The 17,032-nt window shown below is 34.5% G+C and carries 19 protein-coding genes; 13 read left to right on the top strand and 6 right to left on the bottom strand.

Annotated elements, in window-relative coordinates:
- The first annotated feature begins 119 nt into the window (after positions 1 to 119).
- From BC952_RS12900 to BC952_RS12915, 4 genes are all read left to right on the top strand, one after another.
- Positions 120 to 1,490, top strand: coding sequence for a DNA recombination protein RmuC (locus BC952_RS12900; RefSeq protein ID WP_121366044.1), 1,371 nt, complete (start codon positions 120 to 122; stop codon positions 1,488 to 1,490).
- Between the two features lie 6 nt (positions 1,491 to 1,496).
- A complete protein-coding gene (locus BC952_RS12905) occupies positions 1,497 to 1,862 on the top strand; it encodes a 6-phosphogluconate dehydrogenase (RefSeq protein WP_121366045.1) in 366 nt (121 codons plus the stop codon).
- Positions 1,863 to 2,408 (top strand): acyl-CoA thioesterase, encoded by a 546-nt coding sequence (locus tag BC952_RS12910; protein WP_121366046.1) that lies wholly within the window; start codon positions 1,863 to 1,865, stop codon positions 2,406 to 2,408.
- A gap of 189 nt (positions 2,409 to 2,597) precedes the next feature.
- Entirely contained in the window at positions 2,598 to 3,137 is a 540-nt protein-coding gene (locus BC952_RS12915; RefSeq protein ID WP_121366047.1) for a YceI family protein, read from the top strand.
- A 2-nt stretch (positions 3,138 to 3,139) separates the two neighbouring features.
- Here the strand turns inward: BC952_RS12915 and BC952_RS12920 are convergent, their stop codons facing one another.
- On the bottom strand, positions 3,140 to 4,054 hold the full coding sequence (locus BC952_RS12920; protein ID WP_121366048.1) for a TIGR01777 family oxidoreductase: 915 nt from the start codon (positions 4,052 to 4,054) through the stop codon (positions 3,140 to 3,142).
- Between the two features lie 117 nt (positions 4,055 to 4,171).
- On the opposite strand from BC952_RS12920, the gene BC952_RS12925 reads away from it, so the two are divergent.
- From BC952_RS12925 to BC952_RS12965, 9 genes are read left to right on the top strand one after another with little or no spacing between them, the layout of a single operon-like run.
- Positions 4,172 to 4,831, top strand: a complete 660-nt coding sequence (locus BC952_RS12925) for a TetR family transcriptional regulator C-terminal domain-containing protein (RefSeq protein ID WP_113633479.1) — start codon at positions 4,172 to 4,174, stop codon at positions 4,829 to 4,831.
- On the top strand, positions 4,831 to 6,138 hold the full coding sequence (locus BC952_RS12930) for an ABC1 kinase family protein (protein WP_121366049.1): 1,308 nt from the start codon (positions 4,831 to 4,833) through the stop codon (positions 6,136 to 6,138). The genes BC952_RS12925 and BC952_RS12930 overlap by 1 nt, the downstream gene beginning before the upstream one ends.
- Positions 6,138 to 6,272 carry a DUF2256 domain-containing protein gene (locus tag BC952_RS12935; protein ID WP_082014130.1) on the top strand — a complete coding sequence of 45 codons (135 nt, stop codon included), beginning with the start codon at positions 6,138 to 6,140 and terminating at the stop codon, positions 6,270 to 6,272. The genes BC952_RS12930 and BC952_RS12935 overlap by 1 nt, the downstream gene beginning before the upstream one ends.
- On the top strand, positions 6,248 to 7,552 hold the full coding sequence (locus BC952_RS12940) for a DASH family cryptochrome (RefSeq protein ID WP_121366050.1): 1,305 nt from the start codon (positions 6,248 to 6,250) through the stop codon (positions 7,550 to 7,552). Before BC952_RS12935 ends, BC952_RS12940 begins: the two co-directional genes overlap by 25 nt.
- Before the next feature lie 8 nt (positions 7,553 to 7,560).
- Positions 7,561 to 9,045, top strand: coding sequence for a cryptochrome/deoxyribodipyrimidine photo-lyase family protein (locus BC952_RS12945; protein ID WP_121366051.1), 1,485 nt, complete (start codon positions 7,561 to 7,563; stop codon positions 9,043 to 9,045).
- Positions 9,046 to 9,072: 27 nt separating this feature from the next.
- On the top strand, positions 9,073 to 9,357 hold the full coding sequence (locus BC952_RS12950; RefSeq protein ID WP_121366052.1) for a TIGR03643 family protein: 285 nt from the start codon (positions 9,073 to 9,075) through the stop codon (positions 9,355 to 9,357).
- Between the two features lie 60 nt (positions 9,358 to 9,417).
- Positions 9,418 to 10,101, top strand: a complete 684-nt coding sequence (locus tag BC952_RS12955; RefSeq protein WP_121366053.1) for an SDR family NAD(P)-dependent oxidoreductase — start codon at positions 9,418 to 9,420, stop codon at positions 10,099 to 10,101.
- A gap of 50 nt (positions 10,102 to 10,151) precedes the next feature.
- Positions 10,152 to 10,751, top strand: coding sequence for a GTP cyclohydrolase I FolE (folE, locus tag BC952_RS12960; RefSeq protein WP_091171810.1), 600 nt, complete (start codon positions 10,152 to 10,154; stop codon positions 10,749 to 10,751).
- A gap of 18 nt (positions 10,752 to 10,769) precedes the next feature.
- Entirely contained in the window at positions 10,770 to 12,188 is a 1,419-nt protein-coding gene (locus BC952_RS12965; protein ID WP_121366054.1) for an SDR family oxidoreductase, read from the top strand.
- Positions 12,189 to 12,266: 78 nt separating this feature from the next.
- Here the strand turns inward: BC952_RS12965 and BC952_RS12970 are convergent, their stop codons facing one another.
- The 5 genes from BC952_RS12970 to BC952_RS12990 all read right to left on the bottom strand — a co-directional run bounded on the left by BC952_RS12970 (position 12,267) and on the right by BC952_RS12990 (position 17,008).
- Entirely contained in the window at positions 12,267 to 13,562 is a 1,296-nt protein-coding gene (locus tag BC952_RS12970; RefSeq protein ID WP_121366055.1) for a cryptochrome/photolyase family protein, read from the bottom strand.
- Positions 13,562 to 14,023, bottom strand: coding sequence for an SRPBCC family protein (locus BC952_RS12975; RefSeq protein ID WP_121366056.1), 462 nt, complete (start codon positions 14,021 to 14,023; stop codon positions 13,562 to 13,564). Before BC952_RS12975 ends, BC952_RS12970 begins: the two co-directional genes overlap by 1 nt.
- A gap of 181 nt (positions 14,024 to 14,204) precedes the next feature.
- Positions 14,205 to 14,645: a sterol desaturase family protein gene (locus tag BC952_RS12980; protein ID WP_113633487.1), complete on the bottom strand. Its 441-nt coding sequence runs from the start codon at positions 14,643 to 14,645 to the stop codon at positions 14,205 to 14,207.
- 46 nt (positions 14,646 to 14,691) lie between these two features.
- Positions 14,692 to 15,531: a phytoene/squalene synthase family protein gene (locus BC952_RS12985; RefSeq protein WP_121366057.1), complete on the bottom strand. Its 840-nt coding sequence runs from the start codon at positions 15,529 to 15,531 to the stop codon at positions 14,692 to 14,694.
- 1 nt (position 15,532) lies between these two features.
- Positions 15,533 to 17,008: a phytoene desaturase family protein gene (locus BC952_RS12990; protein ID WP_121366058.1), complete on the bottom strand. Its 1,476-nt coding sequence runs from the start codon at positions 17,006 to 17,008 to the stop codon at positions 15,533 to 15,535.
- Positions 17,009 to 17,032 lie beyond the last annotated feature (24 nt).

Raw genomic sequence — 17,032 nt, forward strand, 5'->3', positions numbered from 1 at the left:
ACGTTTTGAATAATCTCAAGTAATACCTTTCTATTAAAAAACTTCCGTTACTATTTTGCTTTCTAAAAGGAAACCAAGAAACTTTTGTCTATTTTTACAACCTTACAAAAAGAAATTCTATGTCTAATATACTTCCGTTTTTATTGATTTTCATCGTTGCACTCGCTATTGGAGTTTTTATTGGCAAACTCATTTTCTCCGCTAGATTCCAATCCGAAAAAATCAGTTTAGAAGAGAAATTAATCGCTTTAAATTCTCAATTCAATCAACTGAAAGAGCAGATTATTGCTGACAAAACCACTTTCGAAAAGCAATTAGAAAATACCAATACAGAAAAAGAAAACATTCGATGCGAAAAAGACAGTTTGGCCATTCAGCTTTCGAAAAAAGAAGTTGATTTTGAAAATCTTTGGGAACGCAACAAAGAGCAAAAGGAAGAAGTGGAAAAACTACAAGAAAAATTCACCAAAGAATTTGAAAATCTTGCCAACAAAATATTAGACGAAAAATCCAATAAATTTACGGAGCAGAACAAGGAAAACATGAAAAATATCCTGACACCATTACAGGATAAAATTCAATTGTTCGAAAAGAAAGTCGAAGATACCCATAAGGAAAGCATTGATTATCATGCGGCTTTGCGCCAACAGATTCTGGGATTACGAGAAATGAATATCCAGATGAGCAAAGAAACCATCAACCTGACCAAGGCTTTGAAAGGTGACAGCAAGACGCAAGGAAATTGGGGCGAACTAGTTTTGGAACGCGTTCTTGAAAAATCAGGATTAGAGAAAGGTCGTGAATACGAAGTACAACAAGCGTTCACAACAGAAGATGGAAATCGCGTTTTTCCTGATGTTGTGATTAATCTGCCTGACGGAAAAAAGATGATTGTCGATTCTAAAGTTTCTTTGACGGCGTACGAAAAATACATCAATGAGGAAGATGATATTTTAAAAATAAGCTATTTGAAAGAACACGTCAATTCCATCAAACGTCATGTTGAGCAATTAGGAAATAAAAATTATCATGATTTGTACCAAATAGAAAGTCCGGATTTTGTCTTATTATTTATCCCGATTGAACCCGCGTTTGCAATGGCGCTGAATGAAGATACGAGTTTGTACAATAAGGCTTTCGAGAAAAACATTGTTATTGTTACGCCTGCCACTTTATTAGCTACTTTGCGAACGATTGACAGCATGTGGACCAACCAAAAACAACAAGAAAACGCACTCGAAATTGCGCGTCAAGCCGGCGCTTTGTATGATAAATTTGAAGGTTTTGTAGCTGATTTAATCAAAATTGGTAAAAAAATTGACGAAAGCAAAACAGAATACAGCGGAGCGATGAATAAACTCGTGGAAGGAAAAGGGAACCTGATTGTAAGTGTCGAAAAATTGAAAAAAATGGGAGCTAAAGCAAAAAAAGCACTTCCAGAAAGCATATTAAACAGAGCTGAAAAAGACGAAAATCAATTAATAAATTAAATAAAAATGAGAAAATTTTTAATGGTTACCACTGTAATAGTAGTACTTTCTATTGTAGGTTATTTTACTTTTTTATACAACGCGACGTACAGCGAAGGAGTTCGTTCAGGCGAATTAATAAAAGTAAGTAACAAAGGCGTTGCTTTCAAAACCTGGGAAGGGGAAATAAGTCAGGGGATTTCCGGCGCACAAATATTTTCTTTTTCAGTATTGGACAGTGAGGAAAAAGTGATTGCTGACTTACAAGAATTCGAAGGGCAATACGTGCAGGTAAATTATGTGGAACGCTATCGCACATTTCCTTGGTGGGGAGATACTCGCTATTTTATTACCGATGTCAAAAAAGTAAATTCTCCATTTAAAATAAAATAAATGAATCGTACCTTTAAAACTGTAGCTTCCTCTGACATTAGTATTTCGGAATTAATGTTGCCTTCGCATACTAATTTTAGCGGTAAAATTCACGGCGGATATATCTTATCCTTGCTGGATCAGATTGCGTTTGCTTGTGCCTCAAAATTTTCAGGCAATTATTGTGTAACTGCTTCGGTAGATACCGTAAATTTCCTCAAACCAATTGAAGTGGGTGAATTGGTAACAATGAAAGCTAGTGTCAATTATGTTGGGAACAGTTCCATGATTATTGGCATTCGGGTTGAGGCTGAAAATATTCAAACTGGAAAAATTAAGCATTGCAATTCCTCTTATTTCACGATGGTTGCCAAAGATAATGAAGGCAAAAGCATGCTGGTTCCTGGATTAATTCTGTCGAATATGAATGATGTACGTCGTTTTTGTAATTGCATCAAACAAATTGCCTTAAAAAAAGAAAAAGACCTGCACGAAGAAGAGTTTGATTACACCTCAAAAGAAGCATTAGAAGGCTTAAAAAAATACAATATCAAGTTAGAGCTATAATCATGGATAGTCATTAACTTTCTAATTGATAAAAAATAGTGTTTAAGAATTTTCATCAAAAGTATTTCAATGTAATTTCTCATTAAAAAGACTAGCAAAATTAACTGATTCTCAAATTTTTCTCTGGATCAACACTTTAGTTTATTATATTTTTTTTGTAACTTTAAGTAATTTAATTCATAGATCATTATGAAAAAAATTACACAAATAGTACTACTCATTATTGCGAGTGCAACTTCTGCTCAAGAAAAAATGATGTCTTACGTAGGGATTACAAATTTTGAGGCTTCAATTCCTTTTTTTGAAGAAGTAAAAGCAATAAATGAAAAAACCACCTGTATTTTGATAACCAAAACAGGCCAAATTGCTTGTTGGATTAACATTAAAGATTTTCAATTTAAAAGAGATTTAATGCAAGAGCATTTCAATAAAAATTACATGGAAAGCAACCGTTTTCCAAAAGCTGTTTTTAAAGGCACAATTGAGAAATTTGATTTAAAAAACCTTAACTCAGAATCCAGTCAATACCTAATCACGGGCAAAATAACCATACGTGGGAAAACTAAAAAGATAGTGATCAACGGAACTCTGAAAAAAGTGGATAAAGGAATTGAACTCTATTCCGCCTTTCCTTTAAACACTGATGATTTTAATATAGAAATTCCTTTTATTGTCCGTAGCAAAATATCAAAAAATGTAAACACTCAAATTATTTGTGTCTTACAATAAATCTATTTTGTTAAACAATCCCTTAAAGCGCCTTCTAGATTTTTAAATTGAAATTTAAAACCGGATTGCTCTATTTTCTCCGATGAAACTCTTCTTCCGGTAAGAACAATTACTGCCATTTCACCCATCACAAATTGCAACACAAAAGCAGGAACATTAGGCAGCCAAATAGAATATCCAAAAACGCAGGCTAATGTTTTAGAAAAAATAGTATTTGTAGTATTATCATTTACTGCTGCATTATAAGGTCCTTCCATACTTGCATCTGAAATAGCTTGCAAATAAATAGCGCACAAATCATCTACATGAATCCAAGGCATATATTGCTTCCCAGAGCCCAATGCTGAACCCAACCTGAATTTGAACAAAGGAATCAGCTTCTTTAAAAAACCGTCATTTTTCCCTAATACTAATCCTGTACGGATTTTCACTGTACGGATATTCAAATTCTCAATGAAATCAATAGAATCTTCCCATTTTTGACACGTGTAGCCCAAGAAATCATTTGCTGGTTTCATATCCTCCGTACAAATTTCCTCTCCATTTACAGCGCCATAAATCCCCACCGCCGAAGCAGAAACAAAAGCATCTAGTTTTTTATAATGCTTTTTTAAAACGGAATATAATAATTGAGTGGATTTTTCCCGACTATCAATTATGGCAGCTTTTCGCTTCGCAGTCCATCTTTTCTCTGCTATGTTTTCACCAGCCAGATGAATAATATAATCTGCTTTCAAAATTGCTTCTTCATCAATAGTTTGCTTTGCAACATCCCATTTGTAATAGAAAACATCTCCTGTATTCTGTTTTTCAGTCCTACTTAAGATGGAAACAGAATATCCTTTGGCCAACAATAAAGTAGTCAAATTTCTTCCGATAAATCCCGAACCGCCGCTTATTAAAACATTCTTTTTCATAATAGTGTAAAGCTAATGATTTATAACGATATAAAATTATATTAAATTTTGTTTAACTTTATTAATATATAGTTAAACATTCACTACCTTTATACTCTAATTTGAAACACATCAAAAATGGCTACTAAAAAAACCCCAATAACAAAAGACAAAATAGTTTCTATGTACATGAATTATGTACTAGATCATAGTGAAAAACCAAAATCAGTTTATCATTTTACAAAAATCAATGATTTTACAGAAACTGAATTTTATGCATTTTTTGGAACTATAGAAAGTATTGAAAAAGAAATTTTCAAAATGTTTGTAGAAAAAACTATCGATTTGCTAAACAAAAACAAGGAATACGAGATGTATGACATGAAAAGCAAAATGTTAAGTTTTTACTTTACTTTCTTCGAAATATTAACTGCTAACAGAAGTTACGTTGTACTTGTATTGCAAGAGCACAATAATCAGTTGAAAAAATTGATGCAGCTTTCCGGCCTAAGAAACAGTTTCAAAAATTTCCTTACTGAAATCATTTCAGATGAGTTTAGAACACAACAAGAAAAACTTCAAAATTTCCAAGAGAAAACATTTCAGGAAACGTCTTGGATTCAACTTTTATTGACACTGAAATTCTGGTTGGATGATTCGTCACCTTCTTTTGAGAAAACGGATATTTATATTGAAAAATCAGTAAAAGTGACTTTTGAATTAATGAATATTGCTCCTATAGACAGCTTAATCGATTTTGGAAAATTTATTTTCAAAGAAAAAATATACAATAAGTAATGAAAACGATAGACTACATCCCTACTTCAAAAATTGAAAGGGCTACAAAACTGGTGCAAACTGGTGCAAAAGTTGGCGTGAACTACTTGAAATATTACGGAGAGAAAATGGTCAATTCTGACTTGACACGTGATAAATTAAATGAAGACAATGCTGAAGATATTTATGACGGATTGAAAAGTTTGAAAGGAAGTGCGCTGAAAGTTGCTCAAATGTTAAGCATGGACAAAAGCTTTTTACCACAAGCTTACGTTGAAAAATTTTCATTATCTCAGTTCTCCGTACCGCCACTTTCGGCTCCATTAGTACTGAAAACGTTCAAGACAAATTTTGGAAAAACACCGTACGAAATTTTTGATGAGTTCAATGCTGAATCAAGGAATGCTGCAAGCATTGGACAAGTACATATTGCGGTAAAAGACGGTAAAAAACTAGCTGTAAAAATTCAATACCCTGGAGTTGCCAACAGTATTTCATCAGATTTAGCGATGGTTAAACCAATTGCCATCAGAATGTTTAACCTTCAAGGAAAAGATTCTGATAAGTATTTTAAGGAAGTTGAAGACAAATTAGTTGAAGAAACTAATTATTTACTAGAATTAAAACAAAGCCAAGAAGTAGTTGCTGCCTGTAAAAAAATTCAAAATTTAGTATTTCCAAATTACTATCCTGAATTCTCATCAGAAAAAATCATCACGATGGATTGGATGACAGGAAAGCATCTTTCAGAATTTACGAAGCTAAATACCAACCAGGAAGTGGCCGCTAAAATTGGGCAAGCTTTATGGGATTTCTACATGTATCAAATTCATGTTTTGAAAAAAGTACACGCTGATCCACATCCTGGAAATTTTTTGGTGAATGAAGAAAATCAATTAGTTGCTCTGGATTTTGGTTGTATGAAACAAATTCCAAATGATTTTTATACTCCTTATTTTGAATTGATTGATAAAAAGGTCATCAACGATACAAAATTGTTTAATGCAAAATTGTTTGAGTTAGAAATTTTACGTGTTGATGATTCGAAAGAAGAGGTAGCCTATTTCACCGAATTATTTCATGATTTATTGTCTTTGTTTACAAAACCATTTCAGGCAGAAACATTCGATTTTTCTGATGAGACTTTTTTTGAAAGTATCGCAGCATTAGGAGAACGCTTTTCGAAAGATACCAATCTTAGAAAAATGAATGGTAACCGAGGTTCAAAGCATTTCATTTATATGAACAGAACATTCTTTGGACTATACAATTTAATGTTTGATTTAAAAGCGAAAATTGTTGTGAATGAATATCAAAAATACAAGTAGTGAAGAAGGAAAATCTGCCTTCAAAAATGTGTTTGGTTTGCAACCGACCTTTTAGCTGGCGGAAAAAATGGGAAAAAGTATGGGACGAAGTCAAATATTGTAGCGAAAAATGCAAAAGAAACAAAAAGGGTTAGTTTGGTTTAGAAATGATTTGAGAGTTCATGACAATGAATCGTTGACAAATGCTATTGATGAAAATGAAACCGTAATCGCGGTGTATTTTTTCGATCCAAGGCATTTTGAGGATACTAATTTTGGATTTAAAAAAACAGAAAAGTTTCGAACTAAATTCCTAATTGAATCGGTAACGGCATTGAAACAAAATCTGGAAAAATTGAATATTCCGCTTTTGGTTTATCACCAAAAACCTGAAGATGCGATTCCCAAAATAATTACTCAAAATGAAATCAGTTCTGTATACTTCCAAGAAGAATGGACAAGTGAAGAAATGGAAGTTTTAGAGAATGTAAAATCGAAAGTTTCAGATTCAGTAGCTTTTAAAAGCACCTACAATCAGTTCTTATTTCATCCTGAAGATATTCCGTTTGACCTAGCATCGATTCCAAATGTTTTTACACAGTTCAGAAATCAATGTGAAAAATCAACGAAAATCCGTTCTGAATTTACAGTTCAACCAATGCCAGAATATAATTGGATTACAAACGAAACTGTAATTCCCAGTATGGAAACATTAGGTTTTACTGATTTTGAAATGGATTCCAGAACGGCTTTTCCTTTTTCTGGCGGTGAAGATGAAGCAAAGAAACGATTGCAAAATTATTTTTGGGAAACCAAAAAACTAAGTGTTTACAAATTGACCCGAAACGGATTAATTGGAGCTGATTTTAGTTCGAAGTTTTCTCCTTGGTTGGCAAACGGCTCTATTTCGGCAAAGACTATTTATTGGGAAATTAATAAATACGAACAACAAATCGGGAAAAATGAATCCACGTATTGGTTAATTTTTGAACTGATTTGGAGAGATTATTTTAAATATATATCGTTGAAAAACGGGAATTCGATTTTTAAAATCGGAGGAATTTTAGACAAAAAATACGATTGGAAAACCAATCAATCAGCAATAAAAAAATGGATTAACGGCACGACAGAAGAACCTTTCGTAAATGCTAATATGATTGAATTGCAACAAACAGGATGGATGAGCAATCGCGGGAGGCAAAATGTAGGTTCCTATTTTGCAAAGGAATTACTATTAGATTGGCGTATAGGAGCTGCATATTTTGAAGCGATGCTTATTGATTACGATGTACATAGCAATTACGGGAATTGGATGTATGTTTCCGGTGTTGGTAACGATCCAAGAGACCGGAAGTTCAACATTAAGTTACAAGCATCCAATTACGATGGACAATCAAAATTCCAGAAATTATGGTTGCAACAACAATTATTTTAAAAAGATAAATGAATACTAATAAAAAACATATTAATGTAGTTTGGTTCAAAAGGGATCTTCGTTTACAGGATAACGAGGCGATTTTTAATGCAACAAAAACTGGCATACCCACATTGTTGCTTTATGTATTCGAAAAATCTTTAGAAAATGATTCACATTACAGCCCTAGACACTGGAATTTCATCAAGCAATCACTTGTAGACATTAACAAACAACTGGAACAATCGAACACGCAAGTGTTAGCGGTTACTTCAGAAATTCTTCAGGTATTTAATATCCTTGAGGAAACATATAAAATTGAAACCGTGTATTCACATCAGGAAACTGGTTTAAAAATTACTTACGAAAGAGATAAAACTTTCAAACGCTTTTGCAAAAACAATCAAATAAATTGGATTGAAAATACCAATAACGGAATTTTCAGAGCCTTACGAAACCGAACGAATTGGGTTGCTAAGTGGGAAGACTACATGAATCAACCGCAATTTATTTTCGATGGTAAACCAGAAAATTTTCTAAATACGGAAGCACTATTCGAACTCGAAAAAGCTTTAGAAAAAACCAATTTAGAAACTGTTCCGGATGCTATTTTCCAAAAAGGTGGCAGCACCATGGCTGGGAAATATTTACAGACATTTTTTGACGAACGGTATCACAATTATAATTCGCATATTTCGAAACCTTTATTAGCTCGAAAAAGTTGTAGCAGATTGTCCCCATATATCGCTTGGGGAAATTTATCTTCGAGACAAGTATTGCAAAAAGCGGCTACGTTCCTATTGACCTGCAATAACAAAAAGCAAATTGATTCCTTTGTATCTCGACTTACTTGGCAAGCACATTTTATCCAAAAATTTGAAATGGAAGAAGTCATGGAGTTTGAAAGTGTTAATAAGGGATTCCATTCGTTGAAAAAGAAAGTCAATGAAAATTACATTGAAGCTTGGAAAACGGGACAAACCGGATTTCCATTGATTGATGCTTGCATGCGCTGTTTGAATGAAACTGGCTATTTGAACTTTAGAATGCGCGCCATGTTGGTTTCATTTTTCACCCATAATTTATGGCAGCCTTGGCAAGAAGCCACGCAGCATTTATCACAAATGTTTCTGGATTTTGAGCCCGGAATTCATTTTCCGCAATTGCAAATGCAGGCTGGCGAAACCGGAATTAATATGTTACGTATATATAATCCGATAAAGAACAGCTACGAACACGATCCTGACGGTGAATTTATTAAAAAATGGGTTCCTGAATTACGCGATTTACCTCGGGCTTTTGTACATGAACCTTATAAAATGACCTATTTGGATCAAAAATTTAACGATTTTGAAGTTGGAGTTAATTATCCAAAACCCATTGTAAACATGGAAAGAACGAGAAAATTTGCGAGTGATTTTTTATGGAAAATGAAGAAAAATCCTTTGGTAAAAGAAGAAAGTTCGCGGATATTAAAGCTGCATACCATGGCTGATATTGGAGATAGTGAGTAATATTTGAATGGCAAAAAAATATAATTTATGAATACAAAGAAAGAACTAACTGATTTAGAAAAAGATAGAATAATTGAAATGGCTTGGGAAGACCGCACCACTTTTGATGCTATTTTAATGCAATTTGGACTAAAAGAACAAGAAGTAATTAACCTGATGCGTACCGAAATGAAACCATCGAGTTTTAGAATGTGGCGCGAAAGAGTGCAAGGACGAAAAACAAAGCATGAAAAATTAAGGGAATTTCGAGAAGGTCGTTTTAAATGTACGATGCAAAGACAAATTAACAACAACAAGATATCCAAACGATAATTTTTCGATAATACGAAACAAACCCAAAATAAATTTTAAATAACTGATTGAATAATACATATGAAAAACATAGTAATCATTGGTGGTAGTAAAGGAATTGGCAGTGCCATTTTGTTGCAACAATTAGAGACAAACTTGGTTTACAACATCAGCAGAAATGCACCTGAAATCACACATCCGAACCTGAAACATTACTCATTAGATGTTTTAAAAGATACACTTCCGGAAATTGAAAACATTGACACCTTGATTTATTGTCCAGGGTCTATTAATTTGAAGCCTATTGGAAGTTTGAGCATCGATGATTTCAGAAATGACTTTGAAATTAATGTTATTGGCGCTGTAAAAGCCATTCAGAAATATTTACCTGTTTTAAAGAAGGGAACTAATCCATCCATTATTTTGTTCAGCACAGTAGCCGCAAAATTAGGAATGCCTTTTCATGCGAGTATTGCTACTGCAAAAGCTGGAGTGGAAGGATTAGTGAAATCGCTGGGAGCAGAGTTGGCATCGGTAGCACGCATCAATGCCATTGCTCCCACGATTACCGAAACGTCCCTTTCGGCAAATATTTTGAGAAATGACCGTATGAAAGAAAATATGGTGGAACGCCACCCGATGAAAGGATATTTGAAACCTGAAGAGGTTGCGAATATGGCCAACTTTCTAATTTCGGAAAATGCTAAATCTATTTCAGGTCAAATATTCGAAATGGATTATGGAATAGTGACCTTTAAAATCTAAAATAAATAGCCAATTATAAAATTGAAATACAGAATACGATGATAAAAGAAATGAAAAGTTACGAAAAAATCGAACAATACGATACTGAAATAACGGAAGCATTAGCGGATAATTATAAAGTAATCATTGAAAATTTAGGCGAAGATGTAACTCGTGAAGGGCTTGAAAAAACTCCGGAACGCGTTGCCAAAGCCATGCAATATTTAACACACGGTTACGGACTGGATCCTTTGGAAATCCTAAAATCGGCAATGTTTACCGAAGATCACCAACAAATGATTGTGGTAAAAGATATCGAAGTATACTCTATGTGTGAACACCATATGTTACCGTTTTTTGGAAAAGCACATGTCGCTTATATTCCAAATGGTAAAATTGTAGGTTTAAGTAAAATTCCAAGAGTAGTTGATGCGTTTGCCCGAAGAATGCAAGTACAAGAACGATTGACAGACCAAATCAAAAATTGTATTCAGGACGCTTTGAATCCACTTGGTGTAGCGGTTGTGATTGAAGCGCAACACATGTGCATGCAAATGCGAGGGATTCAAAAACAAAATTCAGTTACAACAACATCGTCTTTTACAGGAGCTTTCGAGAAAGACAAAACCAGAAAAGAATTTATTAGCTTAGTTTCCAATAAATTAAGTTAATTCTTTAAACACAAAACCATGAAAATTCTCTTAACAGGCGCAACAGGTTATATCGGGAAACGGCTTTTGCCATTGTTGGTAGAGCAAGGACACGATATAATCTGTTGTGTGAGAGATAAAAACAGGTTTTATTGTCCGATTGAATTTCAGAAAAATGTTACGGTAATTGAAGTCGATTTTCTCAAACAGGAAACATTATCAGCCATTCCAGATGATATTGACGCTGCCTATTATCTGATTCATTCCATGTCAGGATCAGCTGATAACTTTGATGAATTAGAAAGCCTTTCGGCATTGAATTTTGTGCAACGATTGAACGAAACCAAAGCCAAACAAGTAATTTATTTGAGCGGAATTGTGAATGATAAATCACTGTCGAAACATTTATCTTCCAGAAAAAAAGTAGAAGAAATTTTAAATATTGGAACTTTTGCCGCAACCACTTTACGAGCGGGAATAATTGTGGGTTCCGGAAGTGCTTCTTTTGAAATCATCAGGGATTTAGTGAATAAACTTCCGATAATGATTACCCCGAAATGGCTGAATACTAAATGCCAGCCGATTGCAATTCCGGATGTTCTCGATTTTTTATCCAAATCATTACTGAATCCACTTACCTACAATCAGAGTTTTGACATTGGCGGACCCGATATTTTAACGTACAAAGAAATGCTTTTGGGTTTTGCAGAAGCAAAAAAATTAAAGAGATGGATTTTCACTGTCCCAATAATGACCCCAAAATTATCTTCTTATTGGCTCTATTTTGTAACCTCAACATCGTATAGACTCGCTTCAGCATTGGTCAGCAGCATGAAAGTCGAAGTAGTATGCAGTGATAACAGAATCAATGAGTTATTGCATGTTACGCCGATGTCCTACAAACAAGCACTTTCCCGCGCATTAATAAAAGTAGACGAAGATAAAGTAGCTTCGAGTTGGAAAGATTCCTTGGTCAGCGGACGTTTCAGCAGCAACATGTCGGAATATTTGAAGGTTCCAAAAAAGGATTGCTACATTGACCGACGTAAAATGGAAATCATAGATCGTAATTTCACAATAAACAGGATTTGGTCCATCGGTGGTGATACGGGTTGGTATTACGGGGATTGGTTATGGGATTTACGCGGTTTTATTGATAAATTATACGGTGGCGTAGGTTCTCGAAGAGGAAGAACAAACCGACACGATATCCATTCTGGTGATGCTTTAGACTTTTGGCGTGTCTTGTATGCCAATAAAGAAGAAGGAAAACTAATTTTATTTGCCGAAATGAAACTTCCAGGCGAAGCTTGGCTCGAATTTAAAATAATAGGAAATACGTTGTATCAAGCGGCAACTTTCAGACCCAGAGGAATTTGGGGAAAATTGTATTGGTATTCCGTTTTGCCCTTTCATGGATTTATCTTTAAAGGGATGTTGCAGAAACTGATTAAATAATTTTCTTTTTAAACCTTTAAGTCATTTAAGTTTCTAGATAATGCTCAAAAACTTAAATGCCTTATATGTTAAATCTTTTTATTTCAAGATTCCGGCTTTGTAGGTTGCAATTGCTCTATCTCTCGCCATAGCGTGTTCTACCATAGGTTTTCCGTAACCTAAATCGAATTCTTTAATCCATTTTCGGATGTAGATTCCTTTTTCATCAAACTTTTTTTGCTGAATCTCAGGATTGAAAACACGGAAATAAGGTGCGGCATCACAACCGGTTCCTGCTGCCCATTGCCAGTTACCAACATTGGCAGACATGTCGTAATCAAGTAGCTTTTCGGCAAAATAGGCTTCACCCCATTGCCACTGAATCATCAAATGTTTACATAAAAAACTTGCCACAACCATGCGGACTCTGTTGTGCATGTAACCCGTTTCATTTAGTTGACGCATTCCAGCATCAACCATAGGATAACCCGTTGTTCCCGAACACCAACGCTTGAAATCTTCTTCATTATTGCGCCACTGAATCCCATCATACGCCGATTTGAAGTTTTGGGTAACTACTTTAGGAAAACTGAATAAGATTTGCATAAAGAATTCTCTCCAAATCAATTCACTCAAAAAGACATCGTTTTTATGAAATGCCCAATTAACTAATTTCCGTACGCTTACCGTTCCAAAACGCAAATGTGGTGACAAATAAGAGGTTTTATCCAAGGCTGGAAAATCTCTTATATCTTGATAATTTGCAATGAATTTTAAGTTGTGTGGCTTAACTTTTATGGGACTTTCTTCGAAACCTATTTGTTCCAAAGTGGGAAAAGTAAAACTGTTTTTATGGAAGTTGGAAAAATAAGATTCAGTATCGTATTCCTGAACCGGCGCCATTGATTTGTATTTTTCCAGCCATTTATTTTTAAAAGGAGTGTACACCGTGTATGGCAATCCATCTGCTTTTGTGATTTCTTTTTCCTCGAAAATGACTTGGTCTTTAAAAGAATAAGCAATGGTTTTATTTGCTTCTAAAAGTTCACAAATTGCCGTATCACGTTGTATCGCGTACGGTTCGTAATCTTTGTTGAAGAAAACTTCTTTGACGTCGTATTCTTCTAAAAGTGTTTGCCAAACATCAAAAGTTTTTCCTTTTTTGATCAAAAGTGAACTTCCAATTTCCTGTAATTGCGTATTTATTTTCGAAAGTGAATCATGGATAAAACCTACTCGGGCATCATTTTTTGGTAAACTATCCAAAATGGAATCATCAAAAATAAACAATGGAACTACCGAATATTTGGACTGTAAAGCCTGAAATAAACCAACATTATCTTCCAGACGCAAGTCGCGTCTGAACCAAAAAATAGAAACTTCTTGCTTGCTCATTACTTTGCATTAAACATTTCGTCCACCTTTTTTACACGGTATTCAAAAATGGATTTCAATTTATTTTTAACAACTAAAGTATTCATGATTCGGCCCAGAAAACCAAGCGGTAATCCGTAATGCACGACATCGGTCATTTTAGTTCCGTTTGGTGTTGCTTCAAAGAAATGTTTGTGGTGCCAAAAACTGTATGGACCAAAACGTTGTTCATCTATGAAATAACTATTTTCTTTTACTTGTGTGATTACAGTCATCCATGATAAAGTGATTCCAAAAAGTGGCGTTACTTTATACTGAATAATTTGTCCCGGATACATGGATTTTTGATCAAAATCTGTGATTTGAAAACCCATTCCTTCCGGTGTGATTTTCTGAAGATTTTTTGGATTTGAAAAAAAGGACCAACATTCTTCGACAGTTGCATTTACATGCTGAATGGTTTCTTGTTTGTATATTTTCATGATTGTGTTTTAAAGATAAATGCCTTCATGGAACACTGCGTTCGCGTGAGGGATAATAGTGGAGCTCTTTTTATAATTGGCCTCGTTTTTTTCAGAACGAGACCAATTATAAAAAAGCGGGAACGGATAGCCCGACCCCGCTGTAACGATAGTGAAAGCTGGGTCACGCCCAAATTTAACTTTATATTTTGTAGTACTTGAAAGGTACAAAAAGCATTCCGAAACACTCTCCGTGCTCTTTACCCAAGTGTTTGTGATGTACCTTGTGCGCTTTTCGCAAACCGATTAAATACTTGTTATTCGTGTTTTTGAACCACTTAAAACGTTGATGGATTAGGACGTCATGAATCATGAAATAACACATCCCGTAAAACATAATTCCAAGTCCGATGAAGAATTTATAGTTCAAACCACCCTCGACACCATAATAAAAAAGCACAATGCTTGGTATGGCGAAAATGACGAAAAAGATATCATTTCGTTCGAAAACATTCGCGTATTTCGGCTGGTGATGATCGGCATGAAAGTACCACATTGATCCGTGCATTACATATTTGTGGGTAAGCCAAGTGACGCATTCCATTATTAAAAAAGTACCTAGAAAAATCAAAAAAAATATCATTTTATTCTGTATTTAAGTATAACAATCCTTTAAAAACAAGCTGTAATCAAACTAGCTTTAATTTATAAGACACAAAAGATTTTGCCAGTAAACCGGCTTTAGTGTAATTAGAAACTCGGATTCTCGCATTTCCAATTTCGTGACAAGGCGTGTTTTCTAATTTTTTTAGTAGTTTTTTGTAATACACAAAAGCTGTGTATACACCAAACTTAGCTTCAATAGGAAGTTTCACAATTCCTTCATAAGCAACTCTGAAATCTTCTTCGATCTCATTGATGATTGCAGTTTTTGCATTTTCGTCGAACGAATTTAAATCGACTCCAGGGAAATAATTACGGTTCAAAACCAGATTATCATCCTTTAAATCCCTAAGAAAATTTACTTTCTGGAACGCAGAACCCAATCTCATAGCTTCATCTTTCAGTTGCTCATAACGTTTATTGTCACCAGCTACAAAAACCTTAAGACACATTAAACCTACAACATCCGCAGAACCATAAATATAATCATCGTACTCTTCTTTGCTGTGATAATCTGATTTTATCAAATCTAATTTCATACTTTTTAAGAAAGCCTGAATAAGATCATCAGATATGTTGTTTTGCTTTACCGTTTGCTGGAAAGAATTCAATATAGGATTTAAACTAATCCCTCTATCATAGGCTTTGTAATATTCGTCCTCAAACTCTGTGATTAAACTTTCTTTGTCATAACCATGGAACGAATCCACGATTTCATCAGCAAAACGGACAAAACCATAGATACTATATATGGCATCCCTAATACTTGGCGAAAGCATGTAAACCGCGAGGGAGAAAGAGGTGCTATAGTTTTTTGTAACTAACTTGCTACATTTAAAAGATACATCATCAAATAATTGCTTCATACTATTGTTCTGAAAATTGCTTATTAATTAATTCCGACACTAATTTTCCAGAAATTAATGCTGGCGGAACTCCTGGTCCCGGAACGGTCAATTGACCGGTGAAATATAAATTCTTAACTTTTTTACTTTTTAATTTTGGTCTCAAAAATGCCGTTTGCAATAATGTATTTGCCATTCCGTAAGCATTCCCTTTGAATGAATTATACTCCGACACAAAATCATTTTTACAGAATGATTGCTTAAATATAATATTATTTTTGACACTTTGCTTTGTTAATGTTTCAAAACGATCCATTATTTTATCAAAATATTCTTCTCGCAAAGCCTCTGTATCATTGATTCCTGGTGCTAAAGGTACAAGAAAAAAGCCAGATTCCATTCCTTCCGGAGCGGCAGTTTCATCCGTTACTGATGGGAAATTAGCGTAAAACAAAGGTTCTTTAGGCCATTGCGGTTCATCGTAAATATCTTTGGCATGTTGATAAAAATCCACATCAAAAAACAATGCATGATGCGAAATATTTTCAATTTTTTTATTAAAACCAACATAAAATAATAATGACGAAGGTGCAAAAACCCTGCTATCCCAATATTTTTCAGAATACGCTCGATGTTCCTGATCCAATAAAATTTCGGTGTGATGGTAATCAGCACCACTCAAAATTAAATCTGAAGCAATAATTTCGCCGTTGACCTGAAGGGCTACAGCAGTTTTATTTTCAACAATAATTTTCTCGATATTGGAATCAGTATGAAATTTGACTCCCAACTCGCGCGCTAGACTTTCCATTCCCCGAACCACATCAAACATTCCTGTTTTAGGATGCCAAGTTCCAAGACCAAAATCAGCATAGTTCATAAAACTGTAAAACGAAGGCGTATCTGATGGCTTTGCGCCAAGAAACAATACTGGAAATTCCAATATTTGGATTAGCCTTTCATTTTTAAATTTTTTGCGAACATCTTTACTGATATTGCTAAAAAATTGTCCTACTTTCATGGCAGTTTCCACAGTTATCAATTCGAGTGGAGAAACTCCCGGACGGTAAACCAAATCTTTGATAGCGATATCGTAATTACTCTTGGCCTCAGCCATAAAGTCATTCAGGATTTTACCGCTTCCTTTTTCGATAGCTTCAAAAGCGAATATAATATCAGGTAAATTGTCTGCTATTGATATGAAATCGTCGATTCCATAATACACGCGGTACGCAGGAGACAATTTAATGAGTTCATAATAATCAGTTGTTTTCTTTCCAAAATCAGCAAAGAAACGTTCGAAAACATCTGGCATCCAGTACCAACTTGGTCCCATATCAAAAGTAAAACCTTCTCGTTTTAACTGTCGTGCTCGCCCTCCAATTGTTGCGTTTTTTTCATAAACCGTAACATCATGACCGCTTTGTGCTAAATACGCCGAAGCTGCCAATGCGGAGAACCCAGAACCTATAATTGTAATTTTTTTTATTTTCTTCATTTGTTTAGCAAATATAATAATTGT

Source organism: Flavobacterium limicola (assembly GCF_003634755.1).
In the GTDB taxonomy this organism is placed as follows: Bacteria; Bacteroidota; Bacteroidia; order Flavobacteriales; family Flavobacteriaceae; genus Flavobacterium; species Flavobacterium limicola.

What these genes read in the sequence shown, in the direction of transcription:
- BC952_RS12900 (WP_121366044.1), top strand. Translation starts at nt 120, where the DNA reads ATGTCTAATATACTTCCGTTTTTATTGATTTTCATCGTTGCACTCGCT.
- BC952_RS12905 (WP_121366045.1), top strand. Translation starts at nt 1,497, where the DNA reads ATGAGAAAATTTTTAATGGTTACCACTGTAATAGTAGTACTTTCTATT.
- BC952_RS12910 (WP_121366046.1), top strand. Translation starts at nt 1,863, where the DNA reads ATGAATCGTACCTTTAAAACTGTAGCTTCCTCTGACATTAGTATTTCG.
- BC952_RS12915 (WP_121366047.1), top strand. Translation starts at nt 2,598, where the DNA reads ATGAAAAAAATTACACAAATAGTACTACTCATTATTGCGAGTGCAACT.
- BC952_RS12920 (WP_121366048.1), bottom strand. Translation starts at nt 4,054, where the DNA reads ATGAAAAAGAATGTTTTAATAAGCGGCGGTTCGGGATTTATCGGAAGA.
- BC952_RS12925 (WP_113633479.1), top strand. Translation starts at nt 4,172, where the DNA reads ATGGCTACTAAAAAAACCCCAATAACAAAAGACAAAATAGTTTCTATG.
- BC952_RS12930 (WP_121366049.1), top strand. Translation starts at nt 4,831, where the DNA reads ATGAAAACGATAGACTACATCCCTACTTCAAAAATTGAAAGGGCTACA.
- BC952_RS12940 (WP_121366050.1), top strand. Translation starts at nt 6,248, where the DNA reads ATGCAAAAGAAACAAAAAGGGTTAGTTTGGTTTAGAAATGATTTGAGA.
- BC952_RS12945 (WP_121366051.1), top strand. Translation starts at nt 7,561, where the DNA reads ATGAATACTAATAAAAAACATATTAATGTAGTTTGGTTCAAAAGGGAT.
- BC952_RS12950 (WP_121366052.1), top strand. Translation starts at nt 9,073, where the DNA reads ATGAATACAAAGAAAGAACTAACTGATTTAGAAAAAGATAGAATAATT.
- BC952_RS12955 (WP_121366053.1), top strand. Translation starts at nt 9,418, where the DNA reads ATGAAAAACATAGTAATCATTGGTGGTAGTAAAGGAATTGGCAGTGCC.
- folE (WP_091171810.1), top strand. Translation starts at nt 10,152, where the DNA reads ATGAAAAGTTACGAAAAAATCGAACAATACGATACTGAAATAACGGAA.
- BC952_RS12965 (WP_121366054.1), top strand. Translation starts at nt 10,770, where the DNA reads ATGAAAATTCTCTTAACAGGCGCAACAGGTTATATCGGGAAACGGCTT.
- BC952_RS12970 (WP_121366055.1), bottom strand. Translation starts at nt 13,562, where the DNA reads ATGAGCAAGCAAGAAGTTTCTATTTTTTGGTTCAGACGCGACTTGCGT.
- BC952_RS12975 (WP_121366056.1), bottom strand. Translation starts at nt 14,023, where the DNA reads ATGAAAATATACAAACAAGAAACCATTCAGCATGTAAATGCAACTGTC.
- BC952_RS12980 (WP_113633487.1), bottom strand. Translation starts at nt 14,645, where the DNA reads ATGATATTTTTTTTGATTTTTCTAGGTACTTTTTTAATAATGGAATGC.
- BC952_RS12985 (WP_121366057.1), bottom strand. Translation starts at nt 15,531, where the DNA reads ATGAAGCAATTATTTGATGATGTATCTTTTAAATGTAGCAAGTTAGTT.
- BC952_RS12990 (WP_121366058.1), bottom strand. Translation starts at nt 17,008, where the DNA reads ATGAAGAAAATAAAAAAAATTACAATTATAGGTTCTGGGTTCTCCGCA.